13 protein-coding genes are annotated in these 22,711 nt (G+C 35.1%); 5 read left to right on the top strand and 8 right to left on the bottom strand.

Annotated features, from left to right (window positions below; genetic code table 11):
* Window positions 1–97: 97 nt before the first annotated feature.
* The 6 genes from HOG71_17175 to HOG71_17150 all read right to left on the bottom strand — a co-directional run bounded on the left by HOG71_17175 (window position 98) and on the right by HOG71_17150 (window position 5,677).
* Window positions 98–544 (bottom strand): hypothetical protein, encoded by a 447-nt coding sequence (locus HOG71_17175; GenBank protein ID MBT5992581.1) that lies wholly within the window; start codon window positions 542–544, stop codon window positions 98–100.
* A gap of 477 nt (window positions 545–1,021) precedes the next feature.
* Window positions 1,022–2,143 carry a GNAT family N-acetyltransferase gene (locus tag HOG71_17170; GenBank protein ID MBT5992580.1) on the bottom strand — a complete coding sequence of 374 codons (1,122 nt, stop codon included), beginning with the start codon at window positions 2,141–2,143 and terminating at the stop codon, window positions 1,022–1,024.
* 25 nt (window positions 2,144–2,168) lie between these two features.
* A complete protein-coding gene (gene sucD, locus HOG71_17165) occupies window positions 2,169–3,041 on the bottom strand; it encodes a succinate--CoA ligase subunit alpha (GenBank protein MBT5992579.1) in 873 nt (290 codons plus the stop codon).
* Between the two features lie 118 nt (window positions 3,042–3,159).
* The gene (gene truA, locus HOG71_17160; GenBank protein ID MBT5992578.1) at window positions 3,160–3,915 is read right to left on the bottom strand and encodes a tRNA pseudouridine(38-40) synthase TruA; all 756 of its coding nucleotides are present in this window, start codon (window positions 3,913–3,915) and stop codon (window positions 3,160–3,162) included.
* 209 nt (window positions 3,916–4,124) lie between these two features.
* Window positions 4,125–4,844 carry a glycosyltransferase family 2 protein gene (locus tag HOG71_17155; protein ID MBT5992577.1) on the bottom strand — a complete coding sequence of 240 codons (720 nt, stop codon included), beginning with the start codon at window positions 4,842–4,844 and terminating at the stop codon, window positions 4,125–4,127.
* Between the two features lie 8 nt (window positions 4,845–4,852).
* Window positions 4,853–5,677 (bottom strand): glutaminyl-peptide cyclotransferase, encoded by an 825-nt coding sequence (locus HOG71_17150; protein MBT5992576.1) that lies wholly within the window; start codon window positions 5,675–5,677, stop codon window positions 4,853–4,855.
* 127 nt (window positions 5,678–5,804) lie between these two features.
* On the opposite strand from HOG71_17150, the gene HOG71_17145 reads away from it, so the two are divergent.
* Window positions 5,805–9,641, top strand: coding sequence for a DUF5060 domain-containing protein (locus tag HOG71_17145; protein ID MBT5992575.1), 3,837 nt, complete (start codon window positions 5,805–5,807; stop codon window positions 9,639–9,641).
* 8 nt (window positions 9,642–9,649) lie between these two features.
* Here the strand turns inward: HOG71_17145 and HOG71_17140 are convergent, their stop codons facing one another.
* The gene (locus HOG71_17140) at window positions 9,650–10,558 is read right to left on the bottom strand and encodes a class I SAM-dependent methyltransferase (GenBank protein MBT5992574.1); all 909 of its coding nucleotides are present in this window, start codon (window positions 10,556–10,558) and stop codon (window positions 9,650–9,652) included.
* Window positions 10,559–10,729: 171 nt separating this feature from the next.
* Here HOG71_17140 and sufB point away from each other — a divergent pair, with 171 nt between their 5' ends.
* The 3 genes from sufB to sufD are packed head-to-tail and all read left to right on the top strand — an operon-like array spanning window position 10,730 to window position 14,349.
* Complete coding sequence (sufB, locus tag HOG71_17135; protein ID MBT5992573.1) at window positions 10,730–12,172, top strand: Fe-S cluster assembly protein SufB; 1,443 nt, start codon at window positions 10,730–10,732, stop codon at window positions 12,170–12,172.
* A 27-nt stretch (window positions 12,173–12,199) separates the two neighbouring features.
* Window positions 12,200–12,937, top strand: a complete 738-nt coding sequence (sufC, locus tag HOG71_17130; protein MBT5992572.1) for a Fe-S cluster assembly ATPase SufC — start codon at window positions 12,200–12,202, stop codon at window positions 12,935–12,937.
* Between the two features lie 20 nt (window positions 12,938–12,957).
* Window positions 12,958–14,349, top strand: a complete 1,392-nt coding sequence (sufD, locus tag HOG71_17125) for a Fe-S cluster assembly protein SufD (GenBank protein MBT5992571.1) — start codon at window positions 12,958–12,960, stop codon at window positions 14,347–14,349.
* Between the two features lie 132 nt (window positions 14,350–14,481).
* On the opposite strand, the gene HOG71_17120 is transcribed toward sufD, so the two are convergent.
* Window positions 14,482–15,969: an aminotransferase class V-fold PLP-dependent enzyme gene (locus tag HOG71_17120; GenBank protein ID MBT5992570.1), complete on the bottom strand. Its 1,488-nt coding sequence runs from the start codon at window positions 15,967–15,969 to the stop codon at window positions 14,482–14,484.
* Between the two features lie 232 nt (window positions 15,970–16,201).
* Between HOG71_17120 and HOG71_17115 the strand changes: the two genes are divergently transcribed.
* On the top strand, window positions 16,202–22,711 hold a 6,510-nt coding region (locus HOG71_17115), incomplete at its 3' end, for a PKD domain-containing protein (protein MBT5992569.1).

Raw genomic sequence — 22,711 nt, 5'->3', positions numbered from 1 at the left:
ACAGATATCAGAGTGATTTGACTTGAGAGCTATTGCATCAGTGTCCTTGTTAAGAGACACTGACGAGACAGTATAGTTTGACTATGAGATAAAACAATCAATCCAACTCTTCATTTTTAGTGGATAAAGTAAATCTGATAGGCCATAATACACAAACAGCTTCTGGTTTTCCACTAATGGTAGCAGGCTTCCATCTGGGCATTTGTTTCATCATGTCCAAACAGATTTGATCAAAATCTTCTCTCAAACTTTCCTTAATCGAATCATTCATGACATGACCTGAAGAGTCAATCTCAAAGTATAGTACTAGTCTTCCAGTAATACTATCACGTATTCCCAACTCCGGATAATAGATAGTTCGTTGTGCAAACGCAAATAAACTATCAACACCTCCATAAAACTCTGGAGGAGTTGCAGAACTAGAATAAAATGATCCTAAGCTTGTATCAATAAAGCTTATTTCAAATCTAGTATTTGTTTTATCAATTTGTCCAAAAGATAAAAACGAGATTTGCAAAGTAAGAATGATGAAAAAAAAATTCATATCTCAAATATAATAGCTAAGAGATCGAATAACAAGTGATAATTAGTAAACACAACATTGGAGTACCTAATCTGGAACAATAATTTGGTCCGCTCAGAGCATCCACATAAAAAAACTTGCAGATACTGACATAATTCGATGTGTGACTCTGAGAATTAAAAACTATTAAAGCAGAAGCATCAATATCCTCTACCACTAATGTAGAACCGAATTGTATTCGGTTTATCAACATTATGTGTGTCCGATTGCAAATCGGACCTACAATTACTGTCCGCTCAGAGTCTACAATTATTTATTCTAAGTTGCACAAATTAATATGAAATGTGATGAGATTTTTGTCCACTCAGAGTCTCCACTTAATAAGAATAAGTGAAAATGATATAATTCGCTGTGTGACTCTGAGATCTGAGAGATTTTGCAACAGTGCCCTCATTGAGAGAAACAGTTGATAAATAAACAGATATTCTATGACGTCATTTAAAACTTAAGTTTATACGTAATATGCTTTTTGGAAGGTGTTCCTCCCAAAGCTTTATGAAGAGCCAGCATTTTAGGATTAAAGTCACCCACCCAGGATAACTCAACTTCTTTGTATTCAGGATATTTTTCCATTACTTTTTCCATGTGCCAGAAAAAGCCAGATTCAATTCCCTTATTTTGGTATTTTCTCTTCACGCCCATAACAACCATTCTGGCGCGTGTAAACAATCGCCTTTTGGCTAAATAAAGAAAACGCAGCTTATTAATTAGATTCAATTTCCCATTAAATCTTTTAATAATGGGATTAATATCAGGCATCATAACAACCAGCCCAATAGGTTCTTTTTCAAAATAGGCAAACCAAACAAAATCTTCAACCAAAAATGGCTTTGCTTCCTTAATTTGATTTTCGATTTCCTCGTATTTCATAGGAGAAAAATTGTCATGATCCAACCAAGCATCGTTATAGATCTCTACAAAATCATTTAAAAATTGGTTTTTGTATTTATAGGAAAATGGCTTAAAGGTATAACCAGGCTTTTTTAGTATCCATTCGGCAATTTTATAAAAACGTTCAGGATAGCGTTTGTTCAGCAATAATTGGTTTGTCAATTGTTCGAAAAAAACTTCAAATCCATAGGCCTCAAAAAAGGCCTTGTAATAGGTTTTATGATATTGCATTCCGAAAGCAGGATTTTCAAATCCTTCAACCAACAAACCCCAAAATTTATCGTTTTCTCCAAAATTGATAGGACCAAGAGCGGCTTCCATTTTTTTTTCTATCAACCATTTTTTGCATTGGTCAAACAGCAGGAAAGCTGCATTCTCATCATTTATGCATTCAAAAAAGCCAATGCCACCAGTTGGAATTTCATAAGCATGGGCTTTTGACCTATTTACAAATGCAGCTACTCTTCCTATTAAATTAAGATTATCATCCAAAAGTATCCACCGATTATAATCGCCTTCTTTGGCAAAAATGTTTTTTTCAGGATCAAAAATTTCATCAATGTTATTGTCCAATGGACACACCCAATGATTATCATCATCATATACAATGCGTGCTACATCAAGAAAGTCCTGACGGTCTTTTTTGCTAACTACCTCCTTAATTTGCATAAAGGATATTTGCTTTTTTGATTATTTACTTTTTAAGTACTGCCGCCATCTTGCGGCCAATATCAGCTGGAGATTCGACTACATGAATCCCACATTCTTGCATGATTTTCATCTTTGCAGCAGCTGTATCGTCTTTTCCTCCAATAATTGCACCAGCATGTCCCATGCGTCTTCCTTTCGGTGCGGTTTGACCAGCAATAAAACCAACTACAGGTTTGGTTCCGTTTTCCTTAATCCAATAAGCAGCATCGGCTTCCATGGTACCGCCAATTTCGCCTATCATGATTATTCCTTCTGTCTGTTCGTCTTCCATGAGCATTTGAACTGCTTCTTTTGTAGTAGTTCCAATAATTGGATCTCCTCCGATGCCAATACATGTCGACTGGCCTAATCCTTCGCGACTAACCTGATTAACTGCTTCATAGGTCAATGTACCCGATCTGGAAATAATACCTACGTTGCCCTTTTTGTGAATGAAGCCAGGCATAATACCCACTTTTGCTTCTCCGGGAGTAATTATTCCGGGGCAGTTAGGACCGACCAACACCACATCTTTACCATTTAAATACTCGCGGACGGTTATCATATCTTTCGTTGGAATTCCTTCTGTAATAGCCACTATAACCTTTATGCCGGCATCAGCAGCTTCCATAATTGCATCAGCAGCAAATGAAGCCGGAACAAAAATAACGGAAACATTTGCTCCACATGTGTCAACACCATCTTTTACTGTATTAAAAACAGGACGATCAAGATGAGTGCTTCCCCCCTTGCCAGGAGTTACTCCACCTACAACATTGGTTCCGTATTCAATCATTTGGGTTGCGTGGAATGTACCTTCTCCACCAGTAAATCCTTGTACAAGAACTTTAGAATCTTTATTAACTAATACACTCATGTTTCAAAATTATTGGTTTGATTGAAATTACAAGACTGCAAAAATATAAAAACAACAGCAGAAGCCAAGCACTATTCTTGTGCTTATCAGCACAATATTTTGATATTTGAATATTTACTTAGCTAACTTTAATTAATTTGTCCATGGGGAAACCTGCTCCCATAAAATACAAACCATGCGCAGGCATAACCCGACCTGCTTTTGCCCGATCTTTTGCCTCAATAATATTTCTGAAGTCACTCAAACTTGTTCTGCCTCTTCCAACATCAACCATGGTCCCTACGATCATTCGTACCATTGATCTTACAAATCGATTGGACTTTATTGAAAAGTGAAATGCATCTTTTGATTCAGTCCAAAATGCATGCATTAAGTTGCATTTATAATGCTGATGACTATTATGCCCTTTGCTAAACGATTCAAAATCATCATATTCCATTAGTATTTTACAAGCTTCGTTCATAGGATCCATATCAAACTTGTCGAAGGTATTTGCTACCAGTTTGATATGAAAAGGATCTTTAATTTTACTAATAATATATTCATACTCCCGAAAACCAGCATCCCAGCGAGCATGAATTTTATCCGGATTAAAATAGACCTCCTGAATAGCAATATCATTCGGAAGAAAATTGTTCAACTTCCAGCCAAAGTCTGCATCGACTACTTTAGTCGTATTAAAATGCAGCATGTAGTTTTTTGCATGAACACCTGAATCTGTTCTGCCACATCCAACGCTGGTAACCGTTTCACGAAGCATTAAACTAATGTGTTCATTTATTACTTGCTGAACACTTATTTGCTTAGGTTGAAATTGCCAACCATGATAATTGCTGCCGTTAAATGATATTTTAAGGAAATAGCGTTGTTTCATTTATCAAATATACGTTGAAAGTTTTTTGCTTATATCTCAAATCCTACAATTACAAACAGCAAACAAGTTCCCATTTCAAATGTCGAAAATCCAAACTTCTCAGAGCTGATTTCGTATGCACTCATAATAGAAAATTGCGGCTAATTGTCATTTGACTTTTGATCAATGATTATTATTTGGAAATTGATTTTTGCTATTAGGTATTTCTATTATTTCCTTGACCAAATATTGTATTTAAGAATGCAATAAAGAGCCCTGAAGCCATCTTTTGCACTAATTTTCTTACCTTCCTCATAGGTTCTTCCATAATAAGAAATTCCAATTTCATAAATTCGAATATTGGGTATCCTCGAAATTTTTGCAGTTACTTCTGGTTCAAACCCAAATCGTTTTTCTTTAAGTTGAATAGATTTTACATGTTCTGCTTTGAACATTTTATAACATGTTTCCATATCTGTAAGATTCAGATTGGTAAACATATTGGAAATAAATGTCAGGAACTTATTGCCAATGGAATGCCAGAAAAACAAAATCCTGTGTGGATTTCCTCCCATAAAACGTGAACCATAAACCACATCTGCATTGGCTTCAATCATGGGTTTCAACAAATCATTGTATTCTCTTGGATCGTATTCTAAATCGGCATCTTGCACCAGAATGTAATCGCCCTTAGCCTCCTTAATTCCACGATGAATGGCTGCACCTTTACCTTGATTAAAATCCTGTTTAAAATAAGCTATCAACGAACTTGTGTTTTCTGCAATATATTGATTTGCAATCTCTGCTGTCTTGTCCGTTGAACAATCATCAACGATAATTATTTCCTGATTAATGGCATATCGAAATTCGACATCATTAATTTTTTTGAGTATAAGCAGAATTGTATTCTCCTCATTATAAGCTGGAATTATGATCGATAATGTTTTCATAGAATTGACTACTCAAATACTACTTCGTAAATATTAGGACATTCTTTACCCGTAATAAAAAAGGTTTTTGATTCAGGATTGTAAGCAATGCCATTCAATACAGCCTCTGGATTTGCTCCTGATAAATGCGAACACAGAATGGAGGAGGCATCAATTTCCGCTTCAACTTTGCCTGTATTTTCATTTATCACCAGAATATTTTTTGTCCCATAAATGTTTGCATAAATTTTTCCATCCACATATTCAAGTTCATTTACATAATGAACTGGTCGTCCCTTATATTTTACATTAATTGTCCGTTCAACTTTAAAGCTAAATGGATTTCTAAAATATATTTTATCGCTACCATCACTCATGATGTATTGTGAACCATTATTTGCTAATCCCCATCCTTCAGTATCGTAATCAAAAGCGATTCCTTTTTCAGATAAATCTTCAGGATGATAGCTAAAGGCTTTTCCCGCTCTGTATGAAATTAAAGTGATGTAGCCATTATAAATGGTAATTCCTTCTGCAAAAAAGTTATTTAAATCCTTTGATAACAATAGCTCACCAGTGGCTGGATCAATTTTCTTCAAAGATGATTGATTATCCAAGCCGGTACTTTCGTATAATATGCCGTTATAAAACTCAAATCCCTGAGTATATCTTTTATCTCCCGCATGAGGTATTTCGCGAATTAATTTAAGTTTTAATTGTTGAAATTTGGGCGTAGTGCTAGGTGTCTGGGTTTTCTCTTTTTCCTCTGATTGCTTATCTCTTTTACAAGAAAATAAAACCAGATTTATAAGCAGGTTAACAAGTATAAAAATGAGAAATAATCTTTTAATCATAGGTGTTGAAAGATATTACAATGAGCCACGAAGATAAGAATTATGAATACATTTCATAAACAAATGGATAGACCAGAATTGTATACGTTTTAGGTTTAATGTATATTTGGTAAAGAATAATTTTTAGATGAGAACTATAGTACTCTTTTGCTTTTTTTACCTGATAACTTCATCGATTTTCTGCCAGAATCCATCTATTAATGACTGTCATATAAATTTAGAAACTGATAGTCTGGGGAATAAATTGGTGGGTCTTTACGAAAAAATTGAATTAAGCATTGACTTATCAGCCCAGTTTACAAATCCTTTTGATTATGAGGACATCAATCTCTTCGCAACTTTTATTTCTCCATCAAACAAAACATATAGAGTTGATGGTTTCTATTACGAAGACTATGATGCTACTTGCTTGGACAAAACATTACTCTTTAAGCCGGATGGTTCTAAGTCATTGCAAACCATCAGTACTTTAATTTCAAATGATCCTGAAATAATTTCAGAATTATCAATTCAGCGATCCATAGTTGCCGAAGTTTTAAAATCAAAAGGCTTTTCATGGAAAATCAGGTTTGCTCCAACTGAAATAGGAGACTGGACTTTTATTGTTTATTGTAAAGATAAATTAGGAACCGACTCCTTGTCTCAATCAGATTTCAGGTTTAAATGCACAAATTCATCAAATCCTGGATTTGTCAGAACTAGTAATTTTTATCAGGCAACTGATCCGGGCAACAATAAACATGGGTTGTATTTACAGTTTGATAATGGATACCCATTTTTTGGAGTAGGTCAGAATATGGCTTTTTACTTCAATTCTGGAGGATCTACTTTTAAAAATGGCATACATCCCTATTTTGGAGGAACTTGTGAATACAAACAATACATTGATGACTTACGAAATAAAGGAAATGGAAATTTCATCCGTGTTTATACTGATTCATATTGGGCACTTAGTCTTGAGCAGAGAGATTTTAACCAATTAAAATATTTAGGAGATTATACCCAGTTTTTAGAAGATGCCTGGCAACTGGATTGGATCATTGAGCATTGTTATAACGGGCATAAAGATTCAACAACTAATGCTAATAGCATCATTTATTTAGAGCTTGTGTTATTGCAGCCCACCAGTTTAAGTGGATATTGGGGATTGAATCCTTACAATCGAAAATTCAACATGGTGAATGGGCAATGTAATCACCCATTGGATTTTTTCGCTCCTGTTACAGCTAATAATCAAGCCCGAAACTATTTTAAAAGAAGGCTACGATATATCATGGCCAGATGGGGATACGCTTCCAATATTCTTTCCTTTGAATTATACAATGAAATCGAACAAATTTTCTCAGGGAATACTAATATCACTGAGTTTAGTTCCTTCCCATGGAAGGACACATCTGATTTCGCAATAGAAGTAAGATCAAATATTAAAAGCTGGTCTCAGGATATTTCTTCCTACATGAAATCAATTGATATCAATAAACACCTTATTACTTTTGATTTTTGTGACCTGCCACTTCATACTGAGCATTTAACCAATGGATATGCTGGTGAAATATTGGCATTTAATTCAATCGACTACTCGACCTATCATCGTTATTATTGGGGAGATCCAGAACATTTGCAAAATCCTACAGGCGATTATCAACCTAATTCCCTTCCAGAAGCATCTTCGAGTTTGACAAAAGAATTCATAAAAACAAACAAACCCACCTATGCTGAAGAATTTGGCTTTTACCCGTGGTTTAGAGATTTCTATTACGATCCACATGGTTTTCAGCTTCAGCACGCATTATGGTCATCTGCATTTTCAGGTTCATTCATGTGTTCAGCAGTATGGGATTGGGCTGGTTATATCGATGCCAAAGACTTGTATCATCATTATAAAGGAATAAGAACCTTTATGAAAGATATCGATTTATTAAATCAGCAATTTGAACCCTATTATGCTGATGAAAAACAAGTAATTTGCTATAGCTTGATTGGAAAAACAGAATTATATGGATATATACTGAATAGCCAATATCGGTGGAATAATCTGCATCAATATCATCGACCCTATCTCAAAACATTAGACCCTTTGTTTAGGCCATCTGCAGTGAAAAGTTTAAATCTGGAAATTCCAGTTAAATCTGCAGGCCTTTATGATATCCATTTTTACCATTGCAATTCAGGAGAAAAAATTAATTCTATTAAAATTAAATCACAAAAAAGTTCAAAAAACAAATACAAAAATGAGTGCATACTTATCCCAAACCTTTCATTTGATCAGGAAATAGCTTTTAAAATATACTACTTAGGATATGGTGATGGTGAATGTTCAGAAAAAGATAAAGTAAGCCTGATTAATTATTTGGATAGCGACAACCAGCAACTTCTATGCTTTAACAAATGCAATAATCAATCGGGTGCGTTTCGAATTGATGACCTTAGTGTTTCAGGCAAAACGAATAATTGGATAAATCATAAAGCAAATAAATTCGATCGTTTTTTGGATGATCATGATTTGTTTTTTACAGCTAATGTTTCGCTTTCTAATCAAGGAGATGAAATTGTCCTTGTCGATAGATCACTGGATAATCGAAAACAACCTCTATTTGCTCAAGCAATTGTTATTAATCCAAATGACAATAATGGCCCCGTTTTAAAAACATTTAGAACTTCATCAATTGAAAATCCAAATATAAATAACAAGCTATCACTTGAATACACAAAAGTGTTTATGGGTGATATTGATGCAAATATTATTGAAGAATTGGTTATTATTAATACATCAAAAAAGTCAAACGAAATTGCAATTATTGCTATCGATCTAATTGATGATCACGTTAAATCCCAGATTTATTTCAAACAATTACCAAGTTCAATGTATCATTTCTTTGACGAGACTGATCTTGTTTTTATTGCGGATTATGATGGAGATGATAAGAATGAACTGATCCTAATTAATACCGATGGAAATTCGAATAATCCTGTTATTGCTGTTCTTGATTTATCTCAGAAGAATACTTCTGTTGTTAAAACAATTTCAAATCAGGTTTTAGACGTCAACACGTTTTTTTCAAACCAAAATACAACAGTTTTAATGGGAAATGTAAATGCTGTTGCTGGGGAAGAAATTGTATTTTTTAATCCAAACCATAAAGCATCCGACATTTTATGTGTATTCGACATACATACTGAAACTACATTGCTGAAAAAAAATTCTAATGACTTCAGTAATCCAAACTTAGAACCTTGGCTTGGCAAATGCGATCGGATATTTCTTGCCGATATTGATGGAAAATTGGAGATAGGGCCTCTCAAAAAAAAAGAATTAGTTCTTGTCAATTTCGATGCAGAGCCTGATAATTACGGTAGTATTTATATTATGGATTTGACTGATGGACAAAAAATAAAAACGTTAAACATTGATCAGCCAGTTTTTTCAAACTTCCTCAGTGGAAATGATAGAATGCTTTTTGGAGAAGTTATGAATCAATCTTATTATTTAACTGAGGAACCCTATGATTTGATGATACTTTTAAACGCACAAGCAGCAGATAAAAATGCGATTTTGGTATTTGATTTAAATAAGAATGCAATTGTCAATAGGTTTCCTAATGAAAACGAAAAAACAGACACAAATTTTCAATTAGGGTTCAAAGGCTGGCTTAGTGAAACAAGAAGTTATCGGTACTGTGCATTTGATGGACCTTTTCCTGCTGCTGTTAAGCCTGAATTTGAAGTTTATCCAAATCCTACATACAATGGGTTTAATATATTCTATAAAATACCTGAGAATGTTAATTCCAGTATTGCCGTATATAATTCCATTGGTTCATTGGTTTACACTGAGGTTTTAGATGCCCAAATTAATTTCACTCAAATAAGCCAACAAGATTTAAAAATTCCGGGCACTTATTTTTGCATATTAAGGGTTGAGGGTAAAAAATCAGCTATGCAAAAAATAATTGTTATCGAATAATTTAGCTTTTATTTTGAAATCAGATAGGAATGCGAAACCAATACATCTGATTGATCCATTGTCTGGTATTTTTTGGATAAGGTAATACTTTCAATATCCGACTCACGGCCAACATTGTTTTCTTCAAGAATGATTTCTATTTCCAAATCAGCATACATTTTACGAAATTCTACAATTCTTAATCGATTCTGTGGTTGAACAGAATTGTCGATTAATTTCCATGAAAAACCCGAGAACTTCAGGAAGTTAAAAATGGTGATTTTCGAATCAAAATGTGCAAAGTGATCCGACATATCAATAAAATGGCTCATCAAGCCATCCTTCTTCTTTATGCGATTAAACTCGGACAATATGCCTACAAGTGCCTGCTCATGTATGTGCTCAAAAGTATTATTTGAGACAATAAAATCTATTGCATTATCCTTCATCGGTAAATCACTTGCATCTCTTACCTCATAAGTAATGTGTAACAACGAAAGTAATTCGTCCAGACTGTGAAGTTGTTCTTTACTAACAATATCCTCCAAAACTTGAATTCTATTTTTATCAAACTCATTAGTGGGATTCTTATCTATATAAGCCAGAAACATTTTTATGGTTGCCAACAAATGCTCTGGTTTGAGCAAGCTGGATATATCCACCGTATAAATTACTTTTGATCCCAATAGAAAAAAGGACAGCGGAATAATTGGGTACCAACCTGTTCCTAACTCAAGTACTGTCTCAGGGAAAGATTGCTTGCTATATTTTTGAAAGTACTTTATATGAGATTTAAAATGCTCAAATTTGGCATTAAAATAAGAATCTGTTAATAACACACCTTTGGTAATATGCTTTTGAAACAGGTAGTTGACATGATGCTTAAAAGGTAAAAAAGAAATTGCCTTCTGCACAACTGCTTTAGCGATCCACTTCATCTGCCAAAGATCAAGTTTTTCTGCCAAAATTTTTGTCGATTTTAAAATTAGTCAGCTGATTTCAGAATAAGTTAGAATAAGTCTAAATTGGCTTGGATTTTGAAGCAAGGAAAAACCTCCAAAAAAGGCGTTTTTATTAATATTTCAGGCTATCCTGAATAATTTTGCAAAATGGACGAAAGCGAAAAGTTATTGACTTCAGTAACTGAAGAAAAATATAAATATGGTTTTACAACCGATGTGGAACAAGAAATTGCTCCAAAAGGATTGAATGAAGATGTTGTTCGAATGATTTCTGCCAAGAATGAGGAACCTGAATTTATGCTTGAATTCAGACTCAAGGCTTTTAAGAAATGGCAGGAAATGAAAGAACCCAAATGGGCGCATTTGCATTATCCTCCTATTGATTTTCAATCCATCAGTTATTATGCTACTTCAAAGAAAAAGAACCTGAATAGCATTGATGAAGTTGACCCTGAATTGCTGGATACCTTTAAGAAATTAGGTATCCCTCTTGAAGAGCAAAAACGCTTAGCTGGTGTTGCTGTTGATATCGTTATGGATAGCAGTTCAGTGATCACAACCTTTAAAGAAAAACTTGGAGAGCTGGGAATAATTTTCTGTCCGATTTCTGAAGCTATTAAAGAGCATCCTGAATTGGTTAAACAATATCTTGGTTCTGTAGTACCTTTTACTGACAACTATTATGGTGCTTTAAATTCCGCTGTATTTAGTGATGGTTCGTTTGTTTACATTCCCAAGGGTGTGCGATGCCCGATGGAATTGTCAACCTATTTCAGGATTAATGCAGCAGAAACAGGGCAGTTTGAAAGGACCTTAATTGTTGCCGATGAGGGAAGTTATGTCAGCTACCTCGAAGGATGCACAGCACCTATGCGTGATGAAAATCAATTGCATGCAGCCATTGTTGAAATTGTTGCGATGAAGGATGCTGATGTCAAATACTCAACCGTTCAAAACTGGTATCCGGGCGATAAAAATGGAAAAGGGGGCATTTACAATTTTGTTACCAAACGAGGTATATGCCGTGGTGCAAATTCTAAGATTTCATGGACACAGGTTGAAACTGGTTCTGCCATTACCTGGAAATATCCAAGTGTAATATTGTTAGGTGAAAACAGTTCAGGTGAGTTTTATTCGGTTGCAGTAACCAATAATCACCAGCAAGCAGACACCGGATCAAAAATGATACATATTGGAAAAAATACCAAGAGCAAAATCATTTCAAAAGGTATTTCAGCTGGTTTTAGTGAAAACAGTTATCGTGGTTTGGTGAAAGTTATGAAAAATGCCACCAATGCACGGAATTTTACACAATGTGACTCATTATTAATGGGTGACAAATGTGGCGCTCATACTTTTCCTTACATAGAAGTTGAAAATAAAACAGCAATTGTTGAGCATGAGGCAACAACTTCAAAAATTGCCGAAGATCAATTATTCTATTGCAATCAGCGAGGAATAGATACTGAAAATGCCATAGGACTTATTGTTAATGGTTATGCCAAGGAGGTTTTAAATAAGCTTCCAATGGAGTTTGCAGTTGAAGCTCAAAAATTACTAGCAATTACATTAGAAAATAGTGTGGGTTAAAAACCATCATCAAAATATCAATATATCATGTTAGAGATAAAAAATTTACATGCAAGTATAAATGGAAGTGAGATTCTGAAAGGACTTAATTTTAAAGTTAACCCTGGTGAAGTGCATGCTATTATGGGCCCAAATGGTTCTGGGAAAAGCACTTTAGCATCCGTTCTTGCTGGAAGAGAATTATTTGAAGTTACCGAAGGTTCTGTTCATTATCAGGGTAAAGATTTATTAGAGATGAATCCTGAAACCCGATCGAAAGAGGGTATCTTTTTAGCTTTCCAGTATCCTGTTGAAATTCCCGGAGTAAGCATTACCAACTTCATGCGAACAGCCATCAATGAACACAAAGCATATAAAGGTCTAGATCCTTTATCAGGAGGAGATTTTTTGAAGCTCATGAATGAAAAAAAGAAGATTGTGGAAATTGCATCATCCTTAACCAATCGTTCTGTAAACGAAGGTTTCTCAGGTGGTGAAAAGAAGAAGAATGAGATTTTTCAGATGGCTATGCTTGAACCCACTCTGGCTATTTTAGACGAAACCGATTCAGGATTGGATATTGATGCTTTACGAATAGTAGCCAATGGTGTTAATGAACTCAAAAATGAGCATAATGCTTTCGTTGTAATAACGCACTACCAGCGTTTACTCGATTATATTGTTCCTGATTTTGTGCACATCCTCTACAATGGTCAAATTGTTAAATCAGGTGGAAAAGAGTTGGCATTAGAATTAGAAGAGAAAGGTTATGATTGGATCAAGTAATTGCTATTAAGTTTTGAAAAATGAGTGATATTTTAGAAAATACAAGTATCGAACATACATTGACTTCAGATTTGGAGCAAAATTTGGCGTTGCTAACAAAAAATGATAGCGATATCCTTAAAAACATTAGGCAAGAGGCTATTGAAGCACTTAATGAATTAGGATTGCCATCTAAAAAAGACGAACTCTGGAGGTTCACAGATGTTCGAAAATGGTTTGAAAATAGTGGAAAACTCATGCATCCGTTTTTACCTCCTGATGATGTGAATACACCCATTAAAGAAATTTTCAGATGTGATGTAAGTGAGCTTGACACCTTTGACTTAGCCCTTATCAATGGTTGGTATCCTAAAACGCTTCCCATGTTTCAGCGACTTGATAATGGAAGTGTGGTCGGTAGTTTTGCAGAAGCAAAGGATTTGTATAACGACATCATTGATCAATATTTTGGGAAAATTGCCAATCACAAAAAAGATGCGCTGACAGCATTGAATACTGCGTTTAATTCCGATGGAATTTTTGCTTGGTTTCCAGAAAACACAAAAATGGAAAAACCAGTTCAAATTGTGAATTTGGTTTCTCAAGAAGAAAACAGTTTTTTTCAGCAGTTAATTCAACCCCGAAACCTTGTAGTAGTTGAGAAAAACGCACATGTAAAACTCGTATTATGTGATCATACCTTAAGCAATAACAAGAGCTTAACCAATGCGGTTACTGAAATATTTGTTGATGAAGGTGCCACCCTCGAAATTTATAGTTTGCAAAATCAAAATAATTTGGGTGCATTAATTTCAACTATTCATATTGAACAAAAAGACCGCTCGAATGTAACTGTTAATACCATTACCTTAAATGGTGGTTTTGTTAGAAATAACACAACTATTATAATTGATGGTGAATATGCCGAAGCCAATATTTTTGGAACGCATTTAACGGATCGCACACAACATGTTGATAACAATACATTTATTGATCATCGCAAACCAAATTCAAATAGCAATGAATTATTTAAGGCTATTTTAGATGATGAGGCAACTGGTGTGTTTCGTGGACAAATTAAGGTGAGGAAAGACGCACAAAACACCAATTCATATCAAAAAAATAATAATTTATTACTGACCGATAATGCAAAAATGAATGCCATGCCTCAGCTCGAAATTTATGCTGATGATGTTAAATGTTCACATGGTGCCACCGTGGGATACCTTGGTGTTGATGAATTGTTTTACTTACGATCAAGAGGTATTGGTGAAAAAGAAGCACGTTTGCTTTTGATGAATGCCTTTGTAGGTGAGATTATTGAAAAGATAAAAATCCCGGCATTACGTGATCGAATAACTTACCTGGTCGCAAAACGACTTCGTGGTGAATTATCACATTGTGCCACTTGCGTGTTGAACTGTAGAGAGTAAAGCGCTTTCATTTCCATTAAGCTGATTGGGAAAATCTAGTTTATTGAAATGCAATCTTTGCTGTCTTCACTCTCTGTCTGAAGTATGTTGTCAGGCATTGCAGTTTGAGGACTACAGACTTTATTATTATTCTTACTTCCTGAACCACTCTTCAACCATCTCATCTTCTTTGCGATGATACCCAATAAAGGAAAATTCATTGGTTGAAATATCATGCTCATAGTCATTGCTCCATTCTTTGTGGTTTTCTGCAACTTCACGAATAGCTGAACAAATGTAGTTTACTTCTTTATTGGTCATTGTTGGATGTATTGACATTCTTATCCAGCCTGGTTTTGCCGATAAATCACCATGTAATATTCGGTATTGAATCTGATCTGATAATTCTTTAGACATTTCGAACAGATAGTGCCCATATGTTCCTGCACAGGCACAACCTCCACGAGTTTGAATTCCATAGCGATCGTTTAGAAGTTTTACGCCCAAATTATAATGCAAATCTTCTATATAAAACGAAAATACTCCCAAACGGTTTTTTTGTTCTGCAGCCAAAATATGAAGTCCATTTATTTGATCGAAATCTTCAAATACTTTTTCCAGAATTTCTTCTTCACGCTTCATCATTTTTTCTACCCCCATCTCATCTTTCAATTGCACAGCTAATGCTGTTCGGATAGTTTGCAAAAAAGCAGGAGTACCTCCGTCTTCACGCATTTCAATATCATCAAAATAAAAGCGATCGCCCCAACTATCTGTCCAGGTAACAGTTCCCCCACCTGGGGTATCAGGAATACGGCTTGAATATAGCGCACGATTAAAAACCAAAACCCCTGCGGAACCCGGACCTCCTAAATATTTATGTGGTGAAAAATATATTGCATCAAATTTTTCCTTCGGATCATCCGTATTCATTTTAATTTCAACATAGGGGGCAGAACATGCATAATCGACAAAACAATAACCTCCATATTCGTGCACTAATTTTGCAATTTCACGAACACAAGGCTGAATTCCTGTCACATTTGAACAAGCCGTAACAGCTGCATAAATCTTATTTCTCCTTTTGTATTTTTCAAGTAATTCCTTGAAGCTTTTCATACACACATCGCCCTTATCATCAGGAGGAATAACTTCCACATCAGCAATCGTTTCCTGCCAGGATGTATGGTTGGAATGATGCTCCATATGGGTAACAAAAACAACTGGACGCTCGTCATCAGGAATATTTGTATATTTCATGAATTGATCTGGAATTTTAAGTCCAAGCATACGTTGAAATTTACTTACTATGCGGGTCATGCCAGAACCGGAAGTAAGAATAACTTCATCAGGGCCAGCGTGCACATGCTCCTTGATGATAGCCTTGGCTTTATTGTAGGCCAAAGTCATTAACGTTCCTGTATGCGTTGTTTCGGTATGCGTATTGGCAACATAAGGCCCAAAATCTTCACACATTTTTTTTTCAATAGGTGCATATAATCGGCCGCTGGCTGTCCAGTCAGCATAAATAAGTTTTTTCATCCCAAAGGGCGTTTCTATTTTCTTATCATAGCCAATGATGTTTTTTCGGTATTTCTTAAAGTACTTCTCAAATTCAGATTTTACCACTTTATCACTCATACACTCCAAATTTAATCTTTCTAAAAAAGTGCTAATTTACAGCATTCAATTGAGCTTTAAATTAACTATATCTTATAAGTATATAAATCAATATTTAAGCTTACGAAAAGGCTAAAATTGATATAAATCATCATGCTTTCCATTCTAAATAATGGGATTGCTGTTAAACAGAATTAATAAACCATGGAATGAATTCAAAAATTGACCTAAATAAGTATCTTTACATCTTAATATGAAAAATAAAAACACTCGAGATATCAAAGCAAGAAAGCTTGTGTTAACAATGCTTTCCTCGATATTTTTTGTCTTTTTGTATCTTGGAACTTTTGCTCAGGTTAATGTTACATCTACAGTTCCTTCTTTTCTTTATCTATGTGGAAACTCAGATTCTTTCACCGTAACAGTTTATAACACCTCAACTACTGCTACCCTCAGTTCTGTAAAATTAAAGGTAATTATGCCTGATGGAATGTTCTACGATACGGGTAGTGTGAGTGGAACCAATGTGAGCCAGTATAATATAGACACTCTCAATAAACCAATATTTAGCTTACCCAATATTAGCCCATCTACGAGTTTAAAAATTCGTTTTTATGCATCGGCTGGATGCAATTTAACTAGCAGCTCATTGCTTACAAATACCAATCGTGTTGATTACAACACGTCTAATTACTTCACAGCTAGTTCCGCTAATTATACAGTCAAAAAACCATCTATTTCAATCTCCAATATCACTAATCAATCAGCTACATTAAATAAATGTTTCGACACCCTAAGTCGGGCAATAACGATAACAAATGGCGGGACTGGATATTTGGAGAGTTTCACCTTTGTTATAACTTCAGAAGATAATGTTATCGTTTATAATATCAATAAAGGCTCAGTTGTAACCACAGGAAATACAACCACTGTTACACTCAGTAAATCCGACTTTCTGGGAATTGGTGATAATGATTCTATTTTTGAATATAACGAGAGTTTGGTTTTAACAGAAATTGTTGTTGCAGGAGGAATCGATTCTTTGGACGAAAGTTATGCGGTTTCCTGGGGTTGTAATAATCAAGTTTGTCAAACAAACACCAATTCTGCCTCTATTTCTATTAATCTCTCCAACGTACCAAACTTGGTTTTTACAGCATATCCCTACATTAACAGATGTTATGGAGCCAGTAATGCAAGTCCCCAACAAATTAGAATCATCAATACAGGATCGGCCAATGCTATCAATATAGATTTGACAGTTTTACAGACGATTAACCAGAATTATGCCTATTACAATAATTTCTACACACATATAGACCCAAATTCCTTCAATTTACTTTTAAAAGGAAATAGCACCACATTAACACCAATTTCTACAACGGGAACATCCAGTCGATCCTGCTTCAACACATCTATTCCCAAGGGAAAGGTGGTGGTTAGAATCCCCGAAATTAAAGCAGGAGATACGGCTCTGTTGCAATGGGATGTATATTCATGTTGTGCAGATGGAAGTCATCTTAATGGTTTTGGCTGGTCTTATAGTGCCGAGTATAAAACACCTTGTCATTGGAATCAGGTTTTTACCAAACCTCAATCACTTGGGATGTCACGTCAATTACAACGGGTTCGATTTAATGAGCCATTAGCGCCTGGGAATAGCATATCACAAGGAGTTAGTACTAAAATTGGTTTTGAGATTCTGGATATTTATGTATGGCCGGGACAAAGTAGCCAAATCTTTAAATATACTGTAAATAGTCCTAATTGTCTGGTGATTGATACGAGTAGTTTTACATACACAAATTATAATGATAATCTGCAATGGTTTCCCTATCAAAAAGTGATTTCAGGAAACGATATTGTATTGTATTTTAGCCCGTCAAACAGACCATCGGGATTTAGCTTTACGGATTCGAAATTGCGTTTTAATGTGGTTGGTGACTGTTTTGGATGCTCCAATCTAGGAGGATATAAGGACGTTACCTTATCAGTTAGCTATGTTCCAACCACGGTTTGCAGTTGTGAACAAAAATTGGGATCTCAGGTTAATAAAATACCACTTGTTTGTAATACTAAATGCACAACTAGTGCCTTAAATCGAACAAAATACAGCATCGTTCGAAATAGCTATGGATTACCAGATAACGACAATAATGGGTTTCCTGATGGCAGTGGCGTATTGGATATGTCAAAAATTGCTACTGAAAGAGCCATGTATGGTGATACTTTACGAATTACCATGGAGGGTAATGTTTTTGGCACGAACAATTGGATGAATGGCTATGCAATCAACACATTCTCGGAAAACAGGCTTAGCAATGTAGGCACTCAACTTACAATTTATGATGCCAGCGCATCAAGCTATTATCAATGCAGCAATATTTCCTATACCAAAAGCGGTAGCACCTTCAAATATGATTTTGGAATTGCATCCTTAAACTCAAATGGTTGTAGTATTCCAAGCACATATAAATATGCAAGTGGTGATTCTATTTTTCTTGTATTGGATTATAAAATCATCAGTAATATTGGGGGGAATTCTCGCTTTATTACAGTCAATTCAGATTACTATCTCAGTTATGTACAAAACCCAACTCAAGATAGCGCAAAGCATTTTTGCGGATTAGACTTACTTATTGGTCAATTCAACATTGTTGGCTATTATTATACGATTTATGGAACATCTGTTTATTATCCCAAAGCTTGCGAACAATTCACTGCATCAAAAGGATTTTACCTAAGTGTTGGCCCTTGCTGTAATAATTATGCAGGTGGAAATATGTTCCCATTTGAATATCGACCTTGGGCTAAATTATCCAAATCAATTGCAGTTATCCCATCTGGTTATAGTTTAGTCAGTGCTTATTTAAGTTATTATCGAACGACAGGAACTCGCTCAACTTCCGTTCAATATGTTTACGACTTAACTCCCGACTATCAGAATGGAGATACCTTGATGTTTGATATTGAGCAGTATTTTAATAGCGGTCAACTTCACAAAAGTGATGATGGGTTTCATGGTTATATCTACCTTACTTTGATACCCAATAAATGCGGATTTGAAACTCCAGCAGCAAAAGAAATCAGCTGGCAGTATGAATTTGTCCCAACTTCAGGCTTTATGCCTCCCATCTGGACGAGTAACTTCAGCAATAACACCGTAAATAGCTCGGCACCCAACCTTAAAATACAAGGTCTTTCAACCCATCAATCGATTGACACATCTGCCAATTGGCAATTTTCTATCAGTAATTTGTCAGCAACTTCTTCAGCTGAAAATAGCTGGGTAAAAGTAAACTCTGCCTCTGGAAATATTTACCCTTTATATATCCTGAACACACTAACCAGTGCGGTAATTTATGAGACCAATGGCTATTTTAATTTGGGATCGCTTAACACCTCCTCAAACAAAACTTTCAAGCTTTTTGCTTACCACAATACTTGCATTAACGACACTTTAAAACTTACATCAGGCTGGACATGCGATACCAATTATCTATACAATACACCTTTGTGTTCAAGCGATTCTACCTTTTTGTTTTTAGAACCTTTATTGGCAAATCTCGAATTACAGGTTTTTACTCCTGCTGATACGGCCTATTTATGTGATACGATTCATTATTCGCTGGAAGTATCTAATTCTCTACGAGGAAAAGCTTATCAGACAAAAGTTCAATTACAAATTCTTCAAGGCTTAGACATTATTCCATCCAGTTCTCTATTCAAATACCCTTCAGCATCGTCATTCAGATTAATTTCAGACCCTGTATACAAAGGAAATGGAATCTACGAATGGGATATGGAAAGTATTGACAGCACGATTAACAACTATGGACTCTCAGGAACTGAAGATACTTCGCTAAATTCTTTGTCTATTAAATTCAGCTTAATTAGCAACTGTAATTACATTTCTGGAAGTAAATTTACGATCAGAACATTGGCAAAAAATGCGTGCGGTTCTCAAGCCAGTGCATCCGTTGCTACTAGCACTCCAACTCGCATTTATGGTGCTTCAGAGCCTTACATTGCAACTATAAATGTAGTAACTGATACTGTTAGGATATGCAGCGGTATAGAGACAATTAAGGTTCAATTCACTAATTTAGGTCCTGACAGTACAGGCGATGTGGATCATTTATTACTTCAATTACCACTAGGCATAAACTATAATGCCGGATCCACCAATAAGATTTATAAGGCCGATTCTTTAAAAGAACCATCCATACAAACCATCAGTGGATATACTGAATTAGATTGGACCATTCCACCCGGATTGCAAAGCAATGCTCTTATGGAGTTTGAGTTCAGCATTCATCAGGATGATGTACTTACATGCTCAAAATATCCATTGAGTTTTCAATCGGTTGTATTGGATAGTTTGTTATGTCTGGCTTCAAACGACACATGTGAATTCAGATCAAGTACCGGAATTCGAACAGATTCCTTAACAGTTTATAAGCCTGATTTAAATATTATCACTTTTCAGGCAAACGCTAATATTATTTACCCAGACTCAGAGCTAGTAAATCTCACCTTGACAATTCAAAATGGGGGAGCAAAAATTCCTACTGGAGATACTACCTGGGTTTCCTTTTATCATGATTCGGATAGAGATAATTTGATTTCAGCAGGTGATTCTTTATTTGGACGTCTGTATTATGCGGATTCAATCCGGAATAATCAAACAATCAGTCTTAATGGAATATTCACTCTAGACACAGCTCATGTTTGCCCAATAATAGCTGTAATTCATCAAGATACAGGCATGTTTTCAAATTGTATTTGTAATCAGAAAACTTATCTGCTGGACAAAGTTGAAATTAATTATGATGTGAATGATACATTTATTTGTTCGGGCGATTCATTATTTCTTCATTACGACTCCTTGTCAAGCTATACTTACCAATGGAATCCAACAGCCGATATTATAAATCCCAATTCCGCTAATCCGATATTTCTATTTAAAAACACTACAGCAAGCCCTATTAATAAAACATTCACAATTACAACTTATCGAACTTTTGGTTCATGTCCTTTTACAGATACCTTAAATATACTTGTGTATCCACAGCCAACGGTCAATTTTCAGATCAACGACAGTACACAATGTTTGAATACGAACAACTTCATTTTTTGGAACAATGCCAATCTTCCTGCTAGCAATTTGAATTATTTCTGGGACTTTGGAGATGGCACAAACTCATCGCTTGATAGCTCATCAACACATGTTTATTCAGATACTGCAACTTATCAGGTTAAAATGGTTGTTAGTACTAACCAAGGATGTATTGATTCAAATACCAAGAACGCCCACGTATTTATCAATCCAGTAGCTGATTTTATTGTAAATGATAGTTCTCAATGCTTTAATGGAAATGTATTCTCTTTCACTAATAATTCATCGGTTGCTATTGGCAATATGACCTATTATTGGGATTTTGGAGATGGATCCAATTCTACACAAACAAGTCCTGTCCATAGCTATTCAAACACTGGAAACTACCAAGTTAAACTGATTGTTTCATCAGATAACAGCTGCCAGGACTCCATCATCAAAAATGTGTATGTAAATCACATGCCTATTGCAAATTTTAGTATCAATGATTCATCGCAATGTATAAATGCTAATTATAGTTTTACAAATTTATCGTCATTAAGTTTCGGTAGTTTAAATTATGTTTGGGATTTTGGTGATGGAAATTTCTCTACAACGACAAATCCAGTACATTTTTATAATTCAATTGATACATTTTCTGTAAAACTAATTGCGATTTCTGATGCAGGATGTCGAGACTCAATTGCTAAAAATGTTTATACTCAGCCTATTCCAACAGCTGCCTTTGTAATTAATGACAGTGCCCAATGTCTTAACAATAACTCCTATACTTTTACAGATAGTTCCAGCATAAGTATTGGAACTATTTCCTCCTACAAATGGTTTTTTGGGGATGGGGACAGTTCTATATCACAAAACACTTCACATGCTTATAGTAGTGATGACACATTTAATGTTTACTTGATTATTCAATCCTCAATTGGGTGTACAGACACTTCAATAAGGCAAATCATTGTATATCCAGAGCCCATAGCTGATTTTGGCATCAATGATTCACAACAATGCTTTAATACGAACCAATTTGTATTCTCAAACAGCTCATCAATCAACAGCGGCACGCAAACTTATCATTGGACATTTGGTGATGGAAATTCATCCTCAGCAGTAAATCCAGTCTATTCATATGCAAGCTATGATACTTTCACTGTAAAACTGGTGAGTACATCCAATGTAGGCTGCAGTAGTGATTCAAACAATAAGTCAGTTTATATATTCCCTAATCCAATCTCAAACTTGAGTGTCAACGATTCCCAACAATGTGTATTTGGCAATCAATTTATATTCACCAATAGTTCTTCTATTATCTATGGTTCACTCAGTTATGCATGGAACTTTGGCGATGGGAATACATCAACAGCCAATAATCCATCACATACTTATGCTTCAGATGATACGTTTACTGTCTGGCTTTTGGCAAACTCCAACCTCAATTGTAGCGATTCTGCTTTAGTAACAACTTATGTATTTCCGAAGCCATTACCTGCTTTTAGCATCAACGACTCCCAACAATGTTTCAATGGGAATCAGTTTGTATTTACTAATAACTCAACTATAAACACAGGTTCGCAGACATATTATTGGGATTTTGGAGATGGAAGTTTTTCTTCTTTAGCCAGTCCAACTCATAGCTATTCCACAGATGAT

It is taken from the genome of Bacteroidota bacterium, from assembly GCA_018698135.1.
Lineage (GTDB): Bacteria > Bacteroidota > Bacteroidia > CAILMK01 > JAAYUY01 > JABINZ01.
Note: the sequence above shows the minus strand (reverse complement) of the source record. Positions and strands in the feature narration are given on the sequence as shown.

Excerpts from the sequence above, each read along its gene's own strand:
- HOG71_17175 (MBT5992581.1), bottom strand. The coding sequence starts at position 544 with ATGAATTTTTTTTTCATCATTCTTACTTTGCAAATCTCGTTTTTATCT.
- HOG71_17170 (MBT5992580.1), bottom strand. The coding sequence starts at position 2,143 with ATGCAAATTAAGGAGGTAGTTAGCAAAAAAGACCGTCAGGACTTTCTT.
- sucD (MBT5992579.1), bottom strand. The coding sequence starts at position 3,041 with ATGAGTGTATTAGTTAATAAAGATTCTAAAGTTCTTGTACAAGGATTT.
- truA (MBT5992578.1), bottom strand. The coding sequence starts at position 3,915 with ATGAAACAACGCTATTTCCTTAAAATATCATTTAACGGCAGCAATTAT.
- HOG71_17155 (MBT5992577.1), bottom strand. The coding sequence starts at position 4,844 with ATGAAAACATTATCGATCATAATTCCAGCTTATAATGAGGAGAATACA.
- HOG71_17150 (MBT5992576.1), bottom strand. The coding sequence starts at position 5,677 with ATGATTAAAAGATTATTTCTCATTTTTATACTTGTTAACCTGCTTATA.
- HOG71_17145 (MBT5992575.1), top strand. The coding sequence starts at position 5,805 with ATGAGAACTATAGTACTCTTTTGCTTTTTTTACCTGATAACTTCATCG.
- HOG71_17140 (MBT5992574.1), bottom strand. The coding sequence starts at position 10,558 with ATGAAGTGGATCGCTAAAGCAGTTGTGCAGAAGGCAATTTCTTTTTTA.
- sufB (MBT5992573.1), top strand. The coding sequence starts at position 10,730 with ATGGACGAAAGCGAAAAGTTATTGACTTCAGTAACTGAAGAAAAATAT.
- sufC (MBT5992572.1), top strand. The coding sequence starts at position 12,200 with ATGTTAGAGATAAAAAATTTACATGCAAGTATAAATGGAAGTGAGATT.
- sufD (MBT5992571.1), top strand. The coding sequence starts at position 12,958 with ATGAGTGATATTTTAGAAAATACAAGTATCGAACATACATTGACTTCA.
- HOG71_17120 (MBT5992570.1), bottom strand. The coding sequence starts at position 15,969 with ATGAGTGATAAAGTGGTAAAATCTGAATTTGAGAAGTACTTTAAGAAA.